General features: G+C 70.1%; 19 protein-coding genes. 17 read left to right on the top strand and 2 right to left on the bottom strand.

The window, feature by feature from the left end:
- Positions 1-35 precede the first annotated feature (35 nt).
- The 13 genes from EV193_RS15770 to EV193_RS15830 all read left to right on the top strand — a co-directional run bounded on the left by EV193_RS15770 (position 36) and on the right by EV193_RS15830 (position 12,676).
- Positions 36-623, top strand: a complete 588-nt coding sequence (locus EV193_RS15770) for a YceD family protein (protein WP_130344855.1) — start codon at positions 36-38, stop codon at positions 621-623.
- 2 nt (positions 624-625) lie between these two features.
- On the top strand, positions 626-808 hold the full coding sequence (gene rpmF / locus EV193_RS15775) for a 50S ribosomal protein L32 (protein ID WP_130344856.1): 183 nt from the start codon (positions 626-628) through the stop codon (positions 806-808).
- Positions 809-818: 10 nt separating this feature from the next.
- Entirely contained in the window at positions 819-1,571 is a 753-nt protein-coding gene (gene rnc, locus EV193_RS15780) for a ribonuclease III (RefSeq protein WP_130344857.1), read from the top strand.
- Between the two features lie 33 nt (positions 1,572-1,604).
- Positions 1,605-2,465, top strand: a complete 861-nt coding sequence (gene mutM / locus EV193_RS15785) for a bifunctional DNA-formamidopyrimidine glycosylase/DNA-(apurinic or apyrimidinic site) lyase (RefSeq protein ID WP_130344858.1) — start codon at positions 1,605-1,607, stop codon at positions 2,463-2,465.
- A gap of 96 nt (positions 2,466-2,561) precedes the next feature.
- A complete protein-coding gene (locus tag EV193_RS15790) occupies positions 2,562-2,885 on the top strand; it encodes a PadR family transcriptional regulator (RefSeq protein WP_130344859.1) in 324 nt (107 codons plus the stop codon).
- Positions 2,882-3,988 (top strand): DUF1700 domain-containing protein, encoded by a 1,107-nt coding sequence (locus EV193_RS15795; protein ID WP_130344860.1) that lies wholly within the window; start codon positions 2,882-2,884, stop codon positions 3,986-3,988. The genes EV193_RS15790 and EV193_RS15795 overlap by 4 nt, the downstream gene beginning before the upstream one ends.
- 218 nt (positions 3,989-4,206) lie before the next feature.
- Positions 4,207-4,764 (top strand): GNAT family N-acetyltransferase, encoded by a 558-nt coding sequence (locus EV193_RS15800; protein WP_130344861.1) that lies wholly within the window; start codon positions 4,207-4,209, stop codon positions 4,762-4,764.
- A 236-nt stretch (positions 4,765-5,000) separates the two neighbouring features.
- A complete protein-coding gene (kdpF, locus tag EV193_RS33315; protein WP_165401366.1) occupies positions 5,001-5,102 on the top strand; it encodes a K(+)-transporting ATPase subunit F in 102 nt (33 codons plus the stop codon).
- The gene (gene kdpA, locus EV193_RS15810) at positions 5,102-6,763 is read left to right on the top strand and encodes a potassium-transporting ATPase subunit KdpA (RefSeq protein ID WP_130344862.1); all 1,662 of its coding nucleotides are present in this window, start codon (positions 5,102-5,104) and stop codon (positions 6,761-6,763) included. The genes kdpF and kdpA overlap by 1 nt, the downstream gene beginning before the upstream one ends.
- Positions 6,760-8,835 carry a potassium-transporting ATPase subunit KdpB gene (gene kdpB, locus EV193_RS15815; protein WP_130344863.1) on the top strand — a complete coding sequence of 692 codons (2,076 nt, stop codon included), beginning with the start codon at positions 6,760-6,762 and terminating at the stop codon, positions 8,833-8,835. Before kdpA ends, kdpB begins: the two co-directional genes overlap by 4 nt.
- Positions 8,836-8,840: 5 nt before the next feature.
- Positions 8,841-9,434 carry a potassium-transporting ATPase subunit C gene (locus EV193_RS15820; RefSeq protein ID WP_130344864.1) on the top strand — a complete coding sequence of 198 codons (594 nt, stop codon included), beginning with the start codon at positions 8,841-8,843 and terminating at the stop codon, positions 9,432-9,434.
- Positions 9,435-9,455: 21 nt separating this feature from the next.
- Positions 9,456-11,996, top strand: a complete 2,541-nt coding sequence (locus EV193_RS15825) for a sensor histidine kinase (RefSeq protein WP_207222652.1) — start codon at positions 9,456-9,458, stop codon at positions 11,994-11,996.
- Positions 11,993-12,676: a response regulator gene (locus EV193_RS15830; RefSeq protein WP_130344866.1), complete on the top strand. Its 684-nt coding sequence runs from the start codon at positions 11,993-11,995 to the stop codon at positions 12,674-12,676. The genes EV193_RS15825 and EV193_RS15830 overlap by 4 nt, the downstream gene beginning before the upstream one ends.
- A gap of 86 nt (positions 12,677-12,762) precedes the next feature.
- Here EV193_RS15830 and EV193_RS15835 read toward each other — a convergent pair whose 3' ends face one another.
- Together EV193_RS15835 and EV193_RS15840 are read right to left on the bottom strand one after the other, a co-directional pair.
- Positions 12,763-13,473 (bottom strand): CAP domain-containing protein, encoded by a 711-nt coding sequence (locus EV193_RS15835; protein ID WP_130344867.1) that lies wholly within the window; start codon positions 13,471-13,473, stop codon positions 12,763-12,765.
- Positions 13,470-13,979, bottom strand: a complete 510-nt coding sequence (locus EV193_RS15840) for a hypothetical protein (RefSeq protein WP_130344868.1) — start codon at positions 13,977-13,979, stop codon at positions 13,470-13,472. Before EV193_RS15840 ends, EV193_RS15835 begins: the two co-directional genes overlap by 4 nt.
- 191 nt (positions 13,980-14,170) lie before the next feature.
- Here EV193_RS15840 and EV193_RS15845 point away from each other — a divergent pair, with 191 nt between their 5' ends.
- From EV193_RS15845 to EV193_RS15860, 4 genes are all read left to right on the top strand, one after another.
- Complete coding sequence (locus EV193_RS15845) at positions 14,171-15,040, top strand: hypothetical protein (RefSeq protein WP_130344869.1); 870 nt, start codon at positions 14,171-14,173, stop codon at positions 15,038-15,040.
- 7 nt (positions 15,041-15,047) lie between these two features.
- A complete protein-coding gene (locus tag EV193_RS15850; RefSeq protein WP_130344870.1) occupies positions 15,048-15,329 on the top strand; it encodes an acylphosphatase in 282 nt (93 codons plus the stop codon).
- A 66-nt stretch (positions 15,330-15,395) separates the two neighbouring features.
- A complete protein-coding gene (locus EV193_RS15855; protein WP_242613409.1) occupies positions 15,396-15,881 on the top strand; it encodes a sigma-70 family RNA polymerase sigma factor in 486 nt (161 codons plus the stop codon).
- On the top strand, positions 15,878-16,585 hold the full coding sequence (locus EV193_RS15860) for an anti-sigma factor family protein (protein ID WP_130344872.1): 708 nt from the start codon (positions 15,878-15,880) through the stop codon (positions 16,583-16,585). The genes EV193_RS15855 and EV193_RS15860 overlap by 4 nt, the downstream gene beginning before the upstream one ends.
- The last annotated feature ends 37 nt before the right edge of the window (positions 16,586-16,622 follow it).

Below are 16,622 nucleotides of genomic sequence, written 5' to 3' on the forward strand. Positions count from 1 at the left end.
GGGACCACACAAGCACAGGACACACTGAGTTCACCATGTCTGAGCATCGGCACGGCACCACGCACCGGGTCGCCAACGGTCCGTGGGTCATCGACACCCGCGATCTGGGGCGCCGCCCGGGGTCCTCGCGCGCGCATCGCCGCACGCTGCCGGCGCCCGCCGGGCTGGGTCAGGCCGACGTGATCGCCGTTCCCGAGGGTGCCGACGTCGAGGTGGACCTGCTGCTGGAGTCGGTCATCGAGGGCGTGCTGGTGTCCGGCCCGGCGAGCGCGTCGGTCGCCGGCGAGTGCTCGCGGTGCCTCGACCCGATCTCCGACGAGATCGAGGTGCACGTCACCGAGCTGTTCGCCTACCCGGACAGCACCACCGAGGCGACGACCGACGAGGACGAGGTGTCCCACCTGGTCGACGACAAGATCGATCTCGAGCCGCTGGTGCGCGACGCGATGGTGCTCGCGCTGCCACAGGTGCCGCTGTGCACGCCGGACTGCGCCGGGCTCTGCCCCGGATGCGGCGGCAAGTGGGCCGATCTCGAGCCCGATCACGGACATGAGACCATTGATCCTCGATGGGCCGCGCTGAAGCGGTTCAGCGAGGCTCGTGACAACCCTGAGGAGAAGTAGTCGTGGCCGTCCCGAAGCGGAAGATGTCGCGCTCGAACACGCGGTCGCGCCGCGCCCAGTGGAAGGCGAGTGCGCCGCACCTGGTCGAGTGCTCGAACCGGGCATGCCGCAAGCCGAAGCCCTCGCACGTCGCCTGCCCCACTTGCGGGCAGTACGACGGCCGCCAGGTCACCCAACCCGCCTGATTCCGGGCGCATGGGGGGAAAGGCGACCAGGGGTCCCACGGTTGATCCCGGTTCGTTGCTCGAAGCGCTCGGCGTCCAGCTCGACACCGAGTTGCTCACCCTTGCGCTGACGCACCGTTCCTACGCCTACGAGAACGGCGGCCTGCCGCCGAACGAGCGGCTGGAGTTCCTCGGCGACGCCGTGCTCGGCCTGGTGGTGACCGATCACCTGTACCGCACGCACCCCGAGCTGCCCGAGGGCCAGCTCGCCAAGCTGCGCGCGAGCGTGGTCAACATGCACGCGCTGGCCGGTGTCGCGCGCGCGCTCGGTGACGGTGGTCTCGGCACGCACCTGCTGCTCGGCAAGGGCGAGGAGCTGACCGGCGGCCGGGACAAGGCGAGCATCCTGGCCGACGGCATGGAGGCCGTGATCGGCGCGGTGTACCTGGCGCACGGCATCGACACCGCGCGCGATCTGGTGCACCGGCTGTTCGACCCGCTGCTGGCCGAGGCGCCGCTGCGGGGCGCCGGCCTGGACTGGAAGACGAGTCTCCAGGAGCTGACCGCGTCGGCCGGCCTCGGCGTGCCCGAGTACCGGGTGACCGAGGAGGGGCCGGACCACCGCAAGGAGTTCTCCGCGACCGTGCTGGTCGGCGGGCAGCCCTACGGCGGCGGTGACGGCAGCACGAAGAAGGAAGCCGAGCAGAAGGCGGCCGAGATCGCCTGGCGCACGCTGTCCGAGCAGGTCAAGGCCGACGCCAAGAAGGACGACGTCGAGGACTGACCGGTTGTCGGTGCTCAGGGAGAGAATGCCCGCGTGCCTGAACTTCCCGAGGTCGAAGTGGTGCGCCGCGGTCTCGAGGCGCATGTCGTCGGCCGGCTGATCACCAGCGTCGAGGTGCTGCATCCGAGGGCGATCCGCCGCCACATCGCCGGCGACATCGACTTCGCCGCGCGTCTGGCCGGTCAGACGATCACCGCGGCTCGCCGCCGCGGCAAGTACCTCTGGGCCGATCTCGACGGTGACGCCGCGATGCTGGCGCACCTCGGCATGAGCGGCCAGATGCTGATCCGGGACGGCGACGCGCCGGACGAGAAGCACCTGCGCGTGCGGCTGCGCTTCGCCGACGGCGGGCCGCAGCTGCGGTTCGTGGACCAGCGCACGTTCGGCGGACTGTCCATCGAGGACACCGTCGAGGTCGACGGGACCGTGCTGCCGGTGCCGGTCGCGCACATCGCGCGCGACCCCATGGACCCGGCCTTCGATCTGCCGGCGACCGTGAAAGCCTTGCGGCGCAAGCGAACCGAGGTCAAGCGCGCGCTGCTGGACCAGAACCTGATCTCCGGCATCGGCAACATCTACGCCGACGAGGCACTCTGGCGGGCCAAGCTGCACTGGGCCCGGCCGACCGAGAAGTTGCCCGCCGCGAAGGCCACCGAGGTACTCGCGCACGCCGCCGACGTGATGCGCGAGGCGCTCGGCCAGGGCGGCACCTCGTTCGACGCGCTGTACGTCAACGTCAACGGCGAGTCCGGCTACTTCGACCGCTCGCTCGCGGTCTACGGCCAGGAGGGCCTGCCGTGCGGGCGCTGCGGCAGCCCCATCCGCCGCGAGCCGTTCATGAACCGCTCGTCCTACTCCTGCCCCCGCTGCCAACGCCGGCCCCACACCCGCTGAACACCCGCTGACCATCCAGCCGTTCGATCGCCAGGGGTGCTGTGCGCGGTACTGTGCAATGTGTAGTACCGTCGTTCGCGCACTAACGGAGGTGGGATGGATACCAGCCAGCTGCTCAAAGGGGTGCTCGACCTGGCGGTGCTCGCGGTGCTGCGGGACAAGGACGGCTACGGCTACGACGTGCTCCGCCGGTTGCGCCACGGCGCGCTCACCGAGATCGGAGACGCCTCGGTGTACGGCACCCTGCGCAGGCTTTACCGCGCGGGCCTCCTCACTTCCTACGTTCAGCCGAGCGAGGAAGGCCCGCACCGCAAGTACTACAGCCTCAACGAACTCGGCAGGCAGCGGTTGGCCGAATCGACGAAGACGTGGCGTGAGTTCGCCGCGTCACTGGACGAACTGATCGGGGAGAGCGAATGAACTCGTCCACTGTGGACACCGTGGAAAGCTATGTCGACGCGCTCAAGAAAGCGCTGAGCGATCTTCCGTCGTCGGAGGTGGAGGAGATCCTGGACGACGTCCGGCCGCAACTGGTCGACGTCGCGGCGGAGCTGCCGACGATCGAGGCGATGACGGAAAGGCTTGGCACGCCTGAGAAGTACGCCGCCGAGCTCCGCGCGGCCGCCGGCTACCCGAACACCGCCGCGACCGCTTCGGCGGACTGGAGTGCGCGGCTCGCCGTGCTCGGTCTGCTCATCGGTGTCGGCTCGGTACTACTGGGTGGAATCTATCTCGGCCTGGTCTGGTTCAGGATGTTCACGCGCATCAGCCCACTCGGCGAGGCCGAGCGGACGATGGTGCTCGCGGTGATCGCCGCCGGTCTGACGGTGCTGGCGATCACGGTGGTATTCGTTCGCGGGAACGGCCGCATGGCCAGGATCGCCGCGCTGCCGGGCCTGCGGCGGGCCACGTCGGCGCTCGACGACGCGGATCATCCGATCGGCGGCTACCTTCGCTCGTTGCAGCCAGGTTGGTGGCTGGTCCGCGCACTGGCGATGGTCGCGGTCGTGTCGCTTCCGGTCAGCACCTTCGGCTCACCGGTCGCGTGGGCGTGCACGATCGTGCTCGTCGGGTTGCTCGCCCTGCCCGGGTCGGTGTACTTCGGCAAGCGGGCCGCCAGGAACCGGCGGTCACCATGGCTGGCGATAACGGCGAACGCATTGATCGTGGGCATTCTCCTGACCGGTGTGTTCGTTGTTTTCAAGCAGGCGAGCCAGGGACCCGCGGTCGTGTACTCCGCGCGCGGGCTCACCCACGACGGCGTGGACACCCACAATCTCTACGCGTTCGACGGAAGCGGTCGTCCGATCCCGGACTTCTATCTGTACGACCAGAACGGCAAGCCGATCAACGCGCGGCACGAGGTGTGCGGCCCGTGGGGCATGCCGAAGGTCGAGGAGCGCACCGACAACCGGTTCCCGCGTAACAAGGTCACCTTCGACAGCCGCGTCGCGCGCAGTTGCCGGGAGATTCCGGGCGTTCCGTTCTCGGTCGCGCTGCCGAACTCGTCGCCGCCGCGCTGATCGGAGACGGCGGTCACCTGACCGTCATGAATCGCTCGTCCTGTTACGCACCAATCCAGGTCGCGTACGCCGACAGCTCAGATGAGGGACGGCGCTGCGCCTGCAACAGCGCGGTGACGGTGTCGCGAGCAAGTGGATGGCGGCGCGCCTGTCCGGGTGCGACTCGGCGCGCTTCCCGCAGCGCGTCCAACGCAAGGTGCGTCGCAGGAGGACGCGTTGTGTATCTGATTCGCCCCGCCGAGCCGGCCGATCGCGCAGCGGTCGAGGCCCTGGTCCGCGCGCGGTCCGCCTGGATGCGTGATCACGGGCTCGGCCGCTGGCGCGGCTGGGAGCACTCCGCTCGGGCACTCGCCGACCAGATCGCCGAGCCGGACTGGCCGGTGTGGGTGCTGGTCGACCCGGCCGGTGACCTGATCGGTGTCACCACGACGGACGAGACGCCGCACCTCGGCTGGACCGAGCACGAACGCGCCGAGCCCGCGATCTTCCTCCAGTCCACCGTCACCCACCCGGACCACGCCGGCCAATCGCTGGGCATGGTCATCGCCTTCTGGGCGCTCGATCGTGCCGCACGCCTCGGACAGCGGTGGGTGCGCCGCGGCGTCCTCACCGACCAACACGGCGGCAACCTCGGCCTCATCGCCTACTACCGCCGCCAAGGCTGGCGAGTCGTGCGCACCATCCCGCATCCACGCAAACCACAGATCACCGTGTGGTCACTCGCACGTCCGGCCGCGCGTCAACCCGATCTCGACAGGGTCGTGGCCGAGAACTAGGAGACCGCTGTCACCTGGCGCGTCAGGATCGCGTCAAGGGCGTGAGAGGGCGGTATCAAGGAACCGTCAGGCACCCTCAAGCTGGGCATTTACGGGTGCACGATCTTCTGGTCCGGGCCGCCATGGGGGCGGTCCACCCAGAGGGGAGCCGCACCGATGGCCGATATGGCCTACGCCGTGCTGCTGATCGCCGGGTTCGCCGTCCTCGCTCTCGCCCTGCGCGGGTTGGAGAAGCTGTGAGTGGTACCGGCGCGCTCGCGAACACCGTCGGCGGTGTCGTCGCGCTTCTGTTGATCATCTACCTGTTCGTCGCGCTGATCAGGCCGGAGAAGTTCTGATGTCGCACACCGCGGCCGGCCTGCTCCAGGTCGGCCTCCTCGTCGTGGCCTTGGCCGCCGTGTACCGCCCGCTCGGCGACTACATGGCGCGCGTGTACACCAGCACCAAGCACAACCGCGTCGAGCGCGCGGTCTACAAGATCGTCCGGGTGGACCCGGAGTCCCAGCAGCACTGGAAGACCTACGCGGCCGGCGTGCTCGGGTTCTCCGCCGTCGGCATCGTGCTGCTGTACCTGGTGCAGCGCCTGCAAACCCTGCTGCCGTGGAACTTCGGCCGCGGCCCGGTCGACGAGGGGATCGCGTTCAACACGGCGATCAGCTTCGTCACCAACACCAACTGGCAGTCCTACGTACCCGAGTCGGTCATGGGCCACAGCGTCCAGATGATCGGCCTCACCGTGCAGAACTTCGTGTCCGCCGCGGTGGGGATCGCGGTCGCGATCGCGCTGATCCGCGGGTTCACCCGCGCGAGTACCGACCGGCTGGGCAACTTCTGGGTCGACCTCACCCGCGGTGTGGTGCGGATCCTGCTGCCGATGGCGTTCGTGTTCGCGATCGTGCTGGTGGCGCTGGGCACGGTGATGAGCCTGCGCTCCGGCGTGGACGTGTCCACTGTGGACGGTCAGGGCAAGACGATCGCGCTCGCCCCGGCGGCCAGCCAGGAGGCGATCAAGGAGCTCGGCACCAACGGCGGCGGGATCTTCAACGCGAACTCGTCGCACCCGTTCGAGAACCCCAGCTCGTGGTCCAACCTGATCGAGATCTTCCTGCTGCTGGTGATCCCCGTTTCGCTCACCCGCACGTTCGGAACCCTTGTGGGACAACGCAAGCAGGGCTACGTGCTGCTGTCGGTGATGGGCGTGCTGTGGACCGGCATGCTGGCCGTGATCTGGTGGGCGGAGACGCACCTGAACGGGCCGGCGGCGCTGCTGGCCGGCGCCAGTATGGAGGGCAAGGAGCAGCGATTCGGGATTCCCGGGTCGGCGCTGTTCGCCAACTCCACGACCGGCACGTCGACCGGCGCGGTCAACTCGTTGCACGACAGCTATTCCGGCCTCGGTGGCGGCGGCGCGATGCTGAACATGCTGTTCGGTGAGATGACGCCGGGCGGGGTCGGCACCGGCATCTACTCGATACTGGTGATGGCGATCATCGCGGTGTTCCTCGCCGGCCTCATGGTCGGCCGCACGCCGGAGTACCTCGGCAAGAAGCTCGGTCGCCGCGAGGTGACCTGCGCGGCGATCGCGATCCTGGCCATGCCCACCGTGATGCTGATCGGCTCGGGCATCGCGATCGCGCAGTCGGACACGTCCGGCGCCATGGCCAACTCGGGTGCGCACGGACTGTCCGAAGTGCTGTACGCCTACGCGTCGGCGTCCAACAACAACGGCAGCGCGTTCGCCGGCATCACGGTGACCGGCGACTGGTTCCAGGCGTCGCTGGGCATCTGCATGCTGCTCGGCCGCTTCATCCCGATCATCGCGGTACTTCGGCTCGCCGGATTGCTTGCGGCACAACGGAAAGTCCCGGTCACGGCCGGCACGCTGCCCACCACGGGCCCGCTGTTCGGCTCGCTGCTCACCGGCACCGTCGTCCTCGTCGCGGCGCTCACGTTCGTGCCGGCGCTCGCACTCGGTCCCATCGCGGAGGCACTCGCATGACGATCACCCAGGAGCGGACGGTCGCGGAGGCCGACCGCCGCCACATCGAGAACACCGGGCGAGTCGCCGCCGGGGTGTTCAACCCGCGCCAGCTGCTCAAGTCGTTACCCGACGCGCTGCGCAAGTTCGATCCTCGGCACCAGCTGCGCAACCCGGTCATGTTTGTGGTGTGGGCCGGTTCGGTGCTCACCACGGTGTTCGCGATCGGCGATCCGAGCGTGTTCACGATCGGCGTGGCGGTGTGGCTGTGGTTCACCGTCCTGTTCGCGAACCTGGCCGAGGCGGTCGCCGAGGGCAGGGGCAAGGCGCAGGCGGAAACGTTGCGCCGCACCAAGAAGGAGACGATCGCCCGCCGCCTCTACGGTCCCAGCGGGGAGGAGCGGGTACCAGGTGTCGATCTCCGCATCGGCGACCTGGTGGTGGTCGAGGCGGGCGAGGTGATCCCGGGCGACGGTGACGTGGTCGAGGGCATCGCGACTGTGGACGAGTCGGCCATCACCGGCGAGTCCGCGCCGGTGATCCGCGAGTCCGGCGGCGACCGGTCGGCGGTCACCGGCGGCACCACCGTGCTGTCCGACCGGATCGTCGTCAAGATCACCACCAAGCCTGGCGAGTCCTTTGTGGACAGAATGATCGCGTTGGTGGAGGGTGCCGAGCGGCAGAAGACGCCGAACGAGATCGCGCTGACCATCCTGCTGTCCACGCTGACGATCATCTTCCTGCTCGCCGTGGTCACCCTGCAGCCGATGGCGACCTACTCGGGCAACACGCAGTCGGTGATCGTGCTGACCGCGTTGCTGGTCTGTCTGATCCCGACCACGATCGGCGCGCTGCTGTCCGCGATCGGCATCGCGGGTATGGATCGCCTTGTGCAGCACAATGTTCTCGCCACCTCAGGCCGCGCGGTGGAGGCGGCGGGCGATATCGACACGCTGCTGCTGGACAAGACCGGCACCATCACCTACGGCAACCGGCGAGCCACCGAGCTGATCCCGACCGGACAGTCCACAGTGGAGGAACTGACCCAGGCCGCGCGGCTGTCCAGCCTGGCCGACGAGACACCCGAGGGTCGCAGCATCGTGGAGTTGTGCGGTGGGGAGTCCACAGTGGACGAGGTCGGCGGCGAGTTCGTGCCGTTCACCGCGCAGACCAGGATGAGCGGCATCGATCTCGGCGAGCGGCTGGTGCGCAAGGGCGCCGCGTCGGCGATCACCGCGTGGGTGATCGAGCACGGCGGCACCGTGCCGGACGAGGTCAAGTCCACTGTGGACAAGATCAGCGCGGAGGGCGGCACACCGCTGGTGTGCGCGGAGATCGCGGGCGGACACGCCGTGGTGCGCGGTGTGATCCGACTGTCCGATGTGGTCAAGAAGGGCATGCGCGAGCGGTTCGACGAACTGCGCGCGATGGGCATCAAGACCGTCATGATCACCGGCGACAACCCGTTGACCGCCAAGGCGATCGCGGCGGAGGCGGGCGTCGACGACTATCTCGCCGAGGCCAAGCCCGAGGACAAGATGGCGCTGATCAAGCGCGAGCAGGACGGCGGGCGGCTGGTCGCGATGACCGGCGACGGCACCAACGACGCGCCGGCACTCGCGCAGGCCGACGTCGGCGTGGCCATGAACACCGGGACCTCGGCCGCCAAGGAGGCCGGGAACATGGTGGACCTGGACTCCGACCCGACCAAGCTGATCGAGATCGTGGAGATCGGCAAGCAGCTGCTGATCACGCGCGGCGCGCTGACCACGTTCAGCGTGGCCAACGACCTGGCCAAGTACTTCGCGATCCTGCCGGCCATGTTCGCGGCGATCTACCCGCAGCTCGGCGAGCTGAACATCATGGGCCTGGCCACGCCGCGCTCGGCGATCATCTCCGCGGTGATCTTCAACGCGCTGGTGATCGTGGCGCTGATTCCCTTGGCGCTCAAGGGAGTTCGCTACCGCCCGTCCAGCGCCTCGTCACTGCTGCGGCGAAATCTGCTGATCTACGGGGTCGGGGGAGTGGTCACGCCGTTCCTCGGCATCTGGCTGATCGACCTCGTCGTCCGGCTCGTTCCAGGGATTGGGTGACTCGAATGCGTACGTACTGGCACCAGACGATGGCCGGGCTGCGGGTGCTGCTCGTACTGACCGTGCTCACCGGCGTGCTGTATCCGCTCGGCGTGTGGGCGGTGAGCCGGATTCCGGGGCTGCACGCCAACGCCGAGGGCTCGGTGATCGAGGCGAACGGGCAGGCCGTCGGCTCCGGGCTGATCGGCATCGACCCGGTGCCGGCCGACCCGGCTCGGGACCCGTGGTTCCACACCCGGCCGTCGGCCACCGGCGATCCGTCCACCTCGGGCGGGTCCAACAAGGGCGCCGGGCACGACGACCTGGTGAAGGCCGTCGCGGAACGGCGCGACGCCGTCGCGGCGCGGGAAGGCGTCACACCGGACCGGGTTCCGGCCGACGCGGTGACGGCCTCGGCGTCCGGTGTGGACCCGCACGTCAGTGTCACGTATGCCGAACTGCAGGCGCCCAGGGTGGCGCGCGAGACGGGCCTGCCGCTGGACCGGGTGCGCGCGCTGGTCCAGGAGAACACCACCGGACGCGGCCTCGGCGTGCTCGGTGAGCCGGGAGTGAACGTGACCCGGCTCAACCTCGCCGTGCGCCAGGCGGTCGGACCGTAACCGAAGGGGCACACTGTGCCTGTGGATCAGGAGAGCACACGCCGGGGTGAGCTGCGCATCTACCTCGGCGCGGCGCCCGGCGTCGGCAAGACGTTCGCCATGCTCGGCGAGGCGCACCGGCGCGCCGAGCGCGGCACCGACGTGGCGGTCGGGCTCGTCGAGACGCACGGCCGGATCAAGACGGCGAACCTGATCGAGGGCCTGGAAGTGGTGCCGCGCAAGCACATGACGCATCGCGAGCACGAGTTCACCGAGCTGGACGTGGGCGCGGTGCTGGCGCGCAAGCCGGACGTGGTGCTGATCGACGAGCTGGCGCACACCAACGTGCCCGGCTCGCGCAACGAGAAGCGGTGGCAGGACATCGACGAGCTGCTGGACGCCGGCATCGACGTGCTGTCCACGGTCAACATCCAGCATCTGGAGAGCCTCAACGACGTGGTCGAGCGGATCACCGGCGCGCGGCAGCACGAGACCGTGCCGGACGAGGTGGTGCGCCGCGCCGAGCAACTCGAGCTGGTCGACATCACGCCGGAGGCGCTGCGCCGGCGGCTCGCGCACGGCAACGTGTACCCGGCGCACCGCATCGACGCGGCGCTGGGCAACTACTTCCGGCCGGGCAACCTGACCGCGCTCCGCGAGCTGGCCCTGCTGTGGGTGGCCGACCAGGTGGACGTGGCGCTGCAGCGGTACCGCGCCGAGCAGCGGATCACCGACACCTGGGAGGCGCGCGAGCGCGTGGTCGTGGCGATCACCGGGGGAGCGGAGAGCGAGGCGCTGATCCGGCGGGCGAGCCGGATCGCCGCGCGGGCCGGCGCCGACCTGCTCGTGCTGACCATCCTGCGCGGCGACGGGCTGGCCGGCGCGCCGCCGTACGCGATCGCCCGGCTGCGCAAGCTCGCCGAGGACGTCGGTGCCACGTTCCACACGGTGGTCGGCGACGACGTGCCGGCCGCGCTGCTGGACTTCGCGCGCGGGGTGAACGCCACGCAGCTCGTGCTCGGCACGTCCCGCCGCTCGCGGCTGGCCCGGCTGTTTGACGAGGGCATCGGCGCGGCCGTCGTGCAGCAGTCCGGCCCGATCGACGTGCACATGGTGACCCACGACGAGGCGCAGCGCGGACGCCGCTTTCGCTTGTGGCCCAAGGTGATGGTGCCCGATCGGGCACTGCTCGGCTGGGCGCTCGCGATCGTGCTGCCGGCCGCGGTGACGCTGGTCTGCGTGCTGCTGCGGGAGGAACTGATCCTGTCCACCAACGTGGTCGGATACCTGATGGCCACCGTGGCCGTGGCACTGGTCGGCGGGCTCGGGCCGGCACTGGTCGCGTCGCTGCTGTCCGCGCTGCTGCTGAACTACTTCTTCACCGAGCCGCTGTACACGCTGTCGGTGGACGCGCAGCAGAACGTGGTGACGCTGATCGCGATGGTGGTGGTCGGCGTCGCGGTCGCCCTCGTGGTGGACCGCGCGGCGCGCCGGGCGGAGCAGGCGGCGAGGGCGCGCACCGAGGCGGCGCTGCTGGCCTCCTACGCGCGCACGGTGCTCACCCATCCGGAACCGTTGGACCGGCTGCTCGAGAAGGTGCGCGAGAACTTCGGGCTCACCTCGGTGGCGCTGCTGGAGCGGCGCAAGGGCGCGTGGGCCATGGTGACGTGGGTCGGCGCGACGCCGTGCCGGGAGCCCGACGAGGCGGACGTCGACGTGGCGGTGACCCCGGACGTGCACCTGGCGCTGCGCGGGCGCGCCCTGCCGGCGGCGGACCGCACGGTACTGGAGGCGGCCGCCGGTCAGGCGCTGATGGCGTTGCGGCAGCAGCGAATGGCGGCCGACGCGGCCGAGGCGCGCCGGCACGCGGAGGCGACCGAGTTGCGCACCGCACTGCTGTCGGCCGTCGGGCACGATCTGCGCACCCCGTTGACGTCGATCAAGGCCGCGCTGGGCACGTTGCGCGCGCCGGACATCTCACTGTCCACAGAGGACGAAGCGGAACTGCTGGAGACGATCGAGGAGTCCACCGACCGGCTCGCCGGGCTGATCGACAATTTGCTGGACTCGTCGAGGCTGGCCACCGGTGCGGTGGCGCCCCGGGTGAAGCCGGTCGGCTATGACGAGGTGGTGGCCCGCGCACTGTCCGGTGTGGACGGTCGGGACCGGATCTCGGTGGACGTGGACGAGGCGCTGCCCCGCGTGCTGGCCGACGCCGGCCTGCTCGAACGGGTGGTGGCCAACGTCGTGGACAACGCGCTGCGGCACGGAGTCGCCGGTGTGGCACGGAAATCCGACCCGCGGGAGCCGCCGGTGGCGCTGCGCGCGTCGGCGCACGCCGACCAGGTGGAGCTGCGAGTGGTGGACAACGGCAAGGGGCTGCCGAAGGGCACGGCGGAGTCGGCGTTCGCGCCGTTCCAGCGGCTCGGCGACCGGGACGCCACCAGCGGGGTCGGGCTCGGACTGTCGGTCGCCAAAGGGTTCACCGACGCGATGGGTGGCACGATTCGTGCCGAGGACACGCCGGGCGGTGGGCTCACCGTGGTGATCTCGCTGCCCACCGAGGACGGGAGTATGCGGTGACGAGAGTGCTCGTGGTGGACGACGAGCCGCAGATCGTGCGCGCGCTGCGGATCAACCTGGCCGCGCGCGACTACGACGTGGTCACCGCGCACGACGGCGGTTCCGCGCTGCGGGCGGCCGCGGAGACCAAGCCGGACGTGGTGGTGCTGGACCTCGGGCTGCCCGACATCGACGGCACCGAGGTGATCGAGGGCCTGCGCGGCTGGACGTCGGTGCCGATCATCGTGCTGTCCGCGCGGGTGGACTCGCCGGACAAGGTGCGCGCGCTGGACGCCGGCGCCGACGACTACGTGACCAAGCCGTTCGGCATGGACGAGCTGCTCGCGCGGCTGCGCGCCGCCGTGCGCAGGGCTATCGTGTCCGCGCCGGGCGACGAGGAAGCGGTGATCGAGACCGAGTCGTTCACCGTGGACCTGTCGGCCAAGAAGGTGTTGCGGGACAACGAGGAAGTGCACCTGACGCCGACCGAGTGGGGCGTGCTCGAGGTGCTCGTGCGCAACCGGGGCAAGCTGGTCGCGCAGAAGCAGCTCCTACAGGACGTGTGGGGGCCCGCCTACGCGGACGAGACGCACTATCTCCGGGTGTACCTGGCCCAGTTGCGCCGCAAGCTGGAACGCGCCCCCGCGCGGCCGAGGCACCTGCTCACCGAGCCGGGCATGGGCTACCGCTTCGAGCTGTGACGGTGCACCCGACCGGTTTGCCGTCGTTGTGGACGTCTCGGGCCGGGGTTTGTGGGTCTTGAAGACCGGCGAACCCCAACGGGTGCTCAGCGGCCGAAGGTCTGCGTCCAGTAGAACCCGTTGGTGTCCAACGCGATTCCCATCGCGATGAGCGAGCAGTCCAGGATGTTGCGCCGGTGGCCGGGCGAGTTCATCCAGCTGTTCATGACCTGCTCGGCGGTGCGCTGACCGCGCGCGATGTTCTCCGCGCCCGGCTTCGGGTAGCCGGCCTGCCGGATCCGCACGTCGAACGTGACGCCTTCGGGAGTCGTGTGCGAGAGGTAGCCGCGCCGGGCCATGTCGCCGCTGTGCCCCGCCGCCGCGTCGACGAGCCGCGATTCGAGCCGTGCGGCCGCGCAGCCCGCTCGCGATCGCTCCGCGTTGACCAGGTCGAGGACCTGGGCGGCGATCCCCGTCGGGCCGGGTGGCGGCTTCGTCGCGGTGGTCGTCGGCGGTGGTGTGCCGGTCGTGGTGGTGAGCGTCGGCGTGGTCGTGCTGGGAGGCGGCGGCGCGCTGGTGGTCGGCTGGCTTGTCGTGGTGGGCAGCGCGGTGGTCGCGGGCGTCGGTGGCGGGTCGGCCTGCCGTGGACTCGGCCGGGGCGTGGTCACGACGATCTGGTCCGGCGTGGCGATTCCGGCGACGGCGACCGGCCTGGCGGGGCCGGAGACAGCGGTGGCCGTCGCGGCGACGGCCGCACCGCCGAGCGCGGCGATCAGGACGGCGATGGTCGAGGCGTGGCGCGGCCGTAACCCGCTCACTCAGTTCCGCCGCTGGTGGTGCCGCTGTTGGTGGTGAGGCTGTTGGTCGTCGGCGGGTTGGTCGTGGTCGACGTGGGCGGAGTCGTCGTCGTGGTGGTCGGCCGGGTCGGCTGTGTCGGTTGCGTTGGCTGAGTCGGCTGCGTCGGCGGGATCGACGGCGACGGAGGCGGTGGCGGCGGCAACGGGGGAGGCGTGGTGCTCGGCGTCGTCGTGGACGACTTCGAACTACTCGTGGTGGAACTCGACGGCGGTGGGGGCGGCGGCGCCGGCAGCATGTCCGACGTCGGCGAGGTCGAGTCGGTCGTGCTGTTGCTCGCCGCGGTCGGCCGCGGTGGTGGCAGCGTGTTCGCCGGCGGTTGGGCGCTGTCCGAGGGCTTCGCGAGTGTCGCGATGCCGCCGAACACCGCGGATAACGCGATGCCGGTGACCGCGAGCACCGCGTACGGCGCGCGTCGGTTGTTCTCGGCCGGCGGGGCGACCTCGCGCCGCTCCTCGGGCTCGGGCATGCCGTGCTCCTCCTCGACGCGGCCCGGGTCTCCCGGCCACGGCCACTCACTCGTGAGAGTGATTACGGCGCGGTAACGTACCACCTTCGCGCAGTGTGCACAGCCCGACATTCGATTGTCACGTTGCGTGGTCGTTAGACGTGGTTCTAAAGGCGTCACTCGCGGCCGGGGCGGACTCTACCGTCGTGCCCATGAGCCACCCAGTTCCACCGGGCGATCCCGGACCGTCGCACCGGCCCAGTAGGAAGGGCCTGTGGGCTGGCGTGGCCGCGGTCGCCGTGGTGGTCGTCTTCGCGGTCACCGCGTTCGTCGCGCCGGGGTTCCTCGTCAAGGCCGAGCCGGTCGCCGGAGAGGCGACGGCCGGTGGTGTGCCGCCCACGCCGAACACCACGAGCACGACGCGTCCGTCGACGACCAAGAGCACTCCATCCGGGCCGGTGCGGACCGTCGAGCAGACCAAGGAACTGATCGTCACCGGAGTGCTCCGCCACGACAAACCCGGCCTCACCGCGCTGAAGTGCGGCGACGCCACGCCGAGGGTGGATCCGCTGATCGGCCAGGTCGATCCGGTCCGGTCGGCGTTCTTCTCCACCGTGGCGGCAGAACAGGTCGGCCCGCGCTGGCGCGTGGACACGTTGACCATGACCCCGCGAGGAGCGCCGGACGTCTCGAACTACATGGTGCTCCAGCGTGACGGCAACTCCTGGTGCCTGTGGGACGTCGTCCCGGCACGCGGTGAAAGGCCGAGCCTCGCCGAAGTGCCCTACGGCCCGCGGGCGGTGATCAACGAGTTCCTCGCCAAGGTCAACGCGAACGATGTCGAGGGTGCTCTGGACTCGGCCTGTGCCCAGGACACGACGGAGTTCCGGACCCAGGTCGAGCAGTTGGCCGCGGCCGACGGTGACGTCCGAACCGCGCCGGGCGGGGAGATCGGGCGCACGAGCTACCTCATCAAGCTCACCGGCACCAAGGGCGGCGAGGAGATGCGTGGCGAGATCAGCGCCACGTCGTGGCCCACATCGGCCGGAATCACCTGCGTCGGCACCGCCTTCCTGGTATGACCGCGGTGTGACAGATCAACCCGTGCGGTTGACCGCCTGGGTGCGCGGCCGCGTGCAGGGCGTCGGCTTCCGCTGGTGGACCAGGAGCAGGGCGCTCGAACTCGGGCTCGTCGGCAGCGCGAGCAATCTCGCCGACGGACGGGTCGAGGTGATCGCCGAAGGCGGGCGTGACGAGTGTGAGCGGCTGTTGGCTGCCCTGCGCTCCGGTGAGACGCCCGGCTGGGTCGATACTGTGGTCGATCGATGGTCGCCCGCCAAGGGCGGTTTGAACAGCTTCGTGGAACGCTGAACCGGTCGGGCGGGGGAGACGTAGTTGTCAGGTGTGGGGCCATCCTCCGAACGCGACGAGGAGCTCGTGCGGGAGCTCTACAGCCGCTACCGGCGACAGTTGCACGGCTATGTGCTGCGGTCGGTCGGTGGCGATCACCAGCGTGCGGAGGACGTCGTCCAGGAGACGCTGCTGCGTGCCTGGCGCAACGCGTCCAGCCTGACCGCGGATCAGGCGGGGCCGTGGCTCTACACCGTGGCGCGCAACCTGGTCGTGTCCGGCTACCGCCGAACCAAGGCGCGCGTCACGGAAGTCCCGATGCCGCAGGAGGACCCCCCTCATGAGGACGACCAGTTCGACCGGGTGCTGCAGAGCTGGCAGGTCGCCGACGCGATGCGCGCGCTGTCCAAGGATCACCGTGCCGTGATCGCCGAGCTGTTCTACCGCCGCAGGACGGTCGCCGAGGCGGCGACCGTTCTCGGGGTGCCGCCGGGGACCGTGAAGTCGCGGTCGTACTACGCGCTGCGCGCCCTTCGTGACGCGCTCGCCGAGCGGGGGGTGACCGAGCTGTGAGCTGCTCCCAGTCGGTGTCACTCGGCGCCTACGTACTCGGCGCGCTGGAGCCCGCGGAACGGGCGGCCTTCGAGGCGCACCTGTCCGGCTGCACGTCCTGCCAGGCGGAACTGGTTCGGCTGGCACCGCTGCCCGGACTGCTGCACCAACTCTCCGAAGAGGACTTCACCGAGGAACCCGAGGAACACGCCGTCGAGCAAAGCGATCCGAGTGCGCCGATCGAGCCGCCGCTGCCGGTCCCCGCGCACGTGGTCGGGCTGCCGCCGGCCAAGCCGCCCCGCCAGCGCGGCCGCTCGGCCTGGCTGGTCGCCGCCGCCGTGTTGCTCGTGCTGGTCGGCGTCGGCGCGTTCGTGGTCCACGAGATGACCTCCGAGCAGCCCGCCGCCCCGGTCGCCGCAGCGCCGGTGACCTGGTCCGCGACCGACCCCACCACCGGGATCCGGGCCGACATCGACCTGATCGAGAAACCGTGGGGCACCGAACTGCAGATGCGGTTGCGGGACGTGCCACCCGGCCAGACCTGCAAGCTCACCGTGCGCGCCAGGACCGGCGGGCGAGAGGTGGCCGGATGGTGGGCGACCCGCTACGGAGAGGTGGAGAAGATCCCGGGCAGCACCTCGTTCGCGGCGGGTGACATCGAGCGTCTCGAGATCGTGAACTCACAGAACGCCCTGCTCGTGGGCATCGACCGGCCACGCCGGTAGGCCACCTCCCACGGTGTTTGACCGGGCCCAGGTACCC

Source organism: Herbihabitans rhizosphaerae, from assembly GCF_004216555.1.
Classification (GTDB): domain Bacteria; phylum Actinomycetota; class Actinomycetes; order Mycobacteriales; family Pseudonocardiaceae; genus Herbihabitans; species Herbihabitans rhizosphaerae.

Excerpts from the sequence above, each read along its gene's own strand:
- EV193_RS15770 (WP_130344855.1), top strand. The coding sequence starts at position 36 with ATGTCTGAGCATCGGCACGGCACCACGCACCGGGTCGCCAACGGTCCG.
- rnc (WP_130344857.1), top strand. The coding sequence starts at position 819 with ATGGGGGGAAAGGCGACCAGGGGTCCCACGGTTGATCCCGGTTCGTTG.
- EV193_RS15790 (WP_130344859.1), top strand. The coding sequence starts at position 2,562 with ATGGATACCAGCCAGCTGCTCAAAGGGGTGCTCGACCTGGCGGTGCTC.
- EV193_RS15795 (WP_130344860.1), top strand. The coding sequence starts at position 2,882 with ATGAACTCGTCCACTGTGGACACCGTGGAAAGCTATGTCGACGCGCTC.
- kdpA (WP_130344862.1), top strand. The coding sequence starts at position 5,102 with ATGTCGCACACCGCGGCCGGCCTGCTCCAGGTCGGCCTCCTCGTCGTG.
- kdpB (WP_130344863.1), top strand. The coding sequence starts at position 6,760 with ATGACGATCACCCAGGAGCGGACGGTCGCGGAGGCCGACCGCCGCCAC.
- EV193_RS15820 (WP_130344864.1), top strand. The coding sequence starts at position 8,841 with ATGCGTACGTACTGGCACCAGACGATGGCCGGGCTGCGGGTGCTGCTC.
- EV193_RS15840 (WP_130344868.1), bottom strand. The coding sequence starts at position 13,979 with ATGCCCGAGCCCGAGGAGCGGCGCGAGGTCGCCCCGCCGGCCGAGAAC.
- EV193_RS15845 (WP_130344869.1), top strand. The coding sequence starts at position 14,171 with ATGAGCCACCCAGTTCCACCGGGCGATCCCGGACCGTCGCACCGGCCC.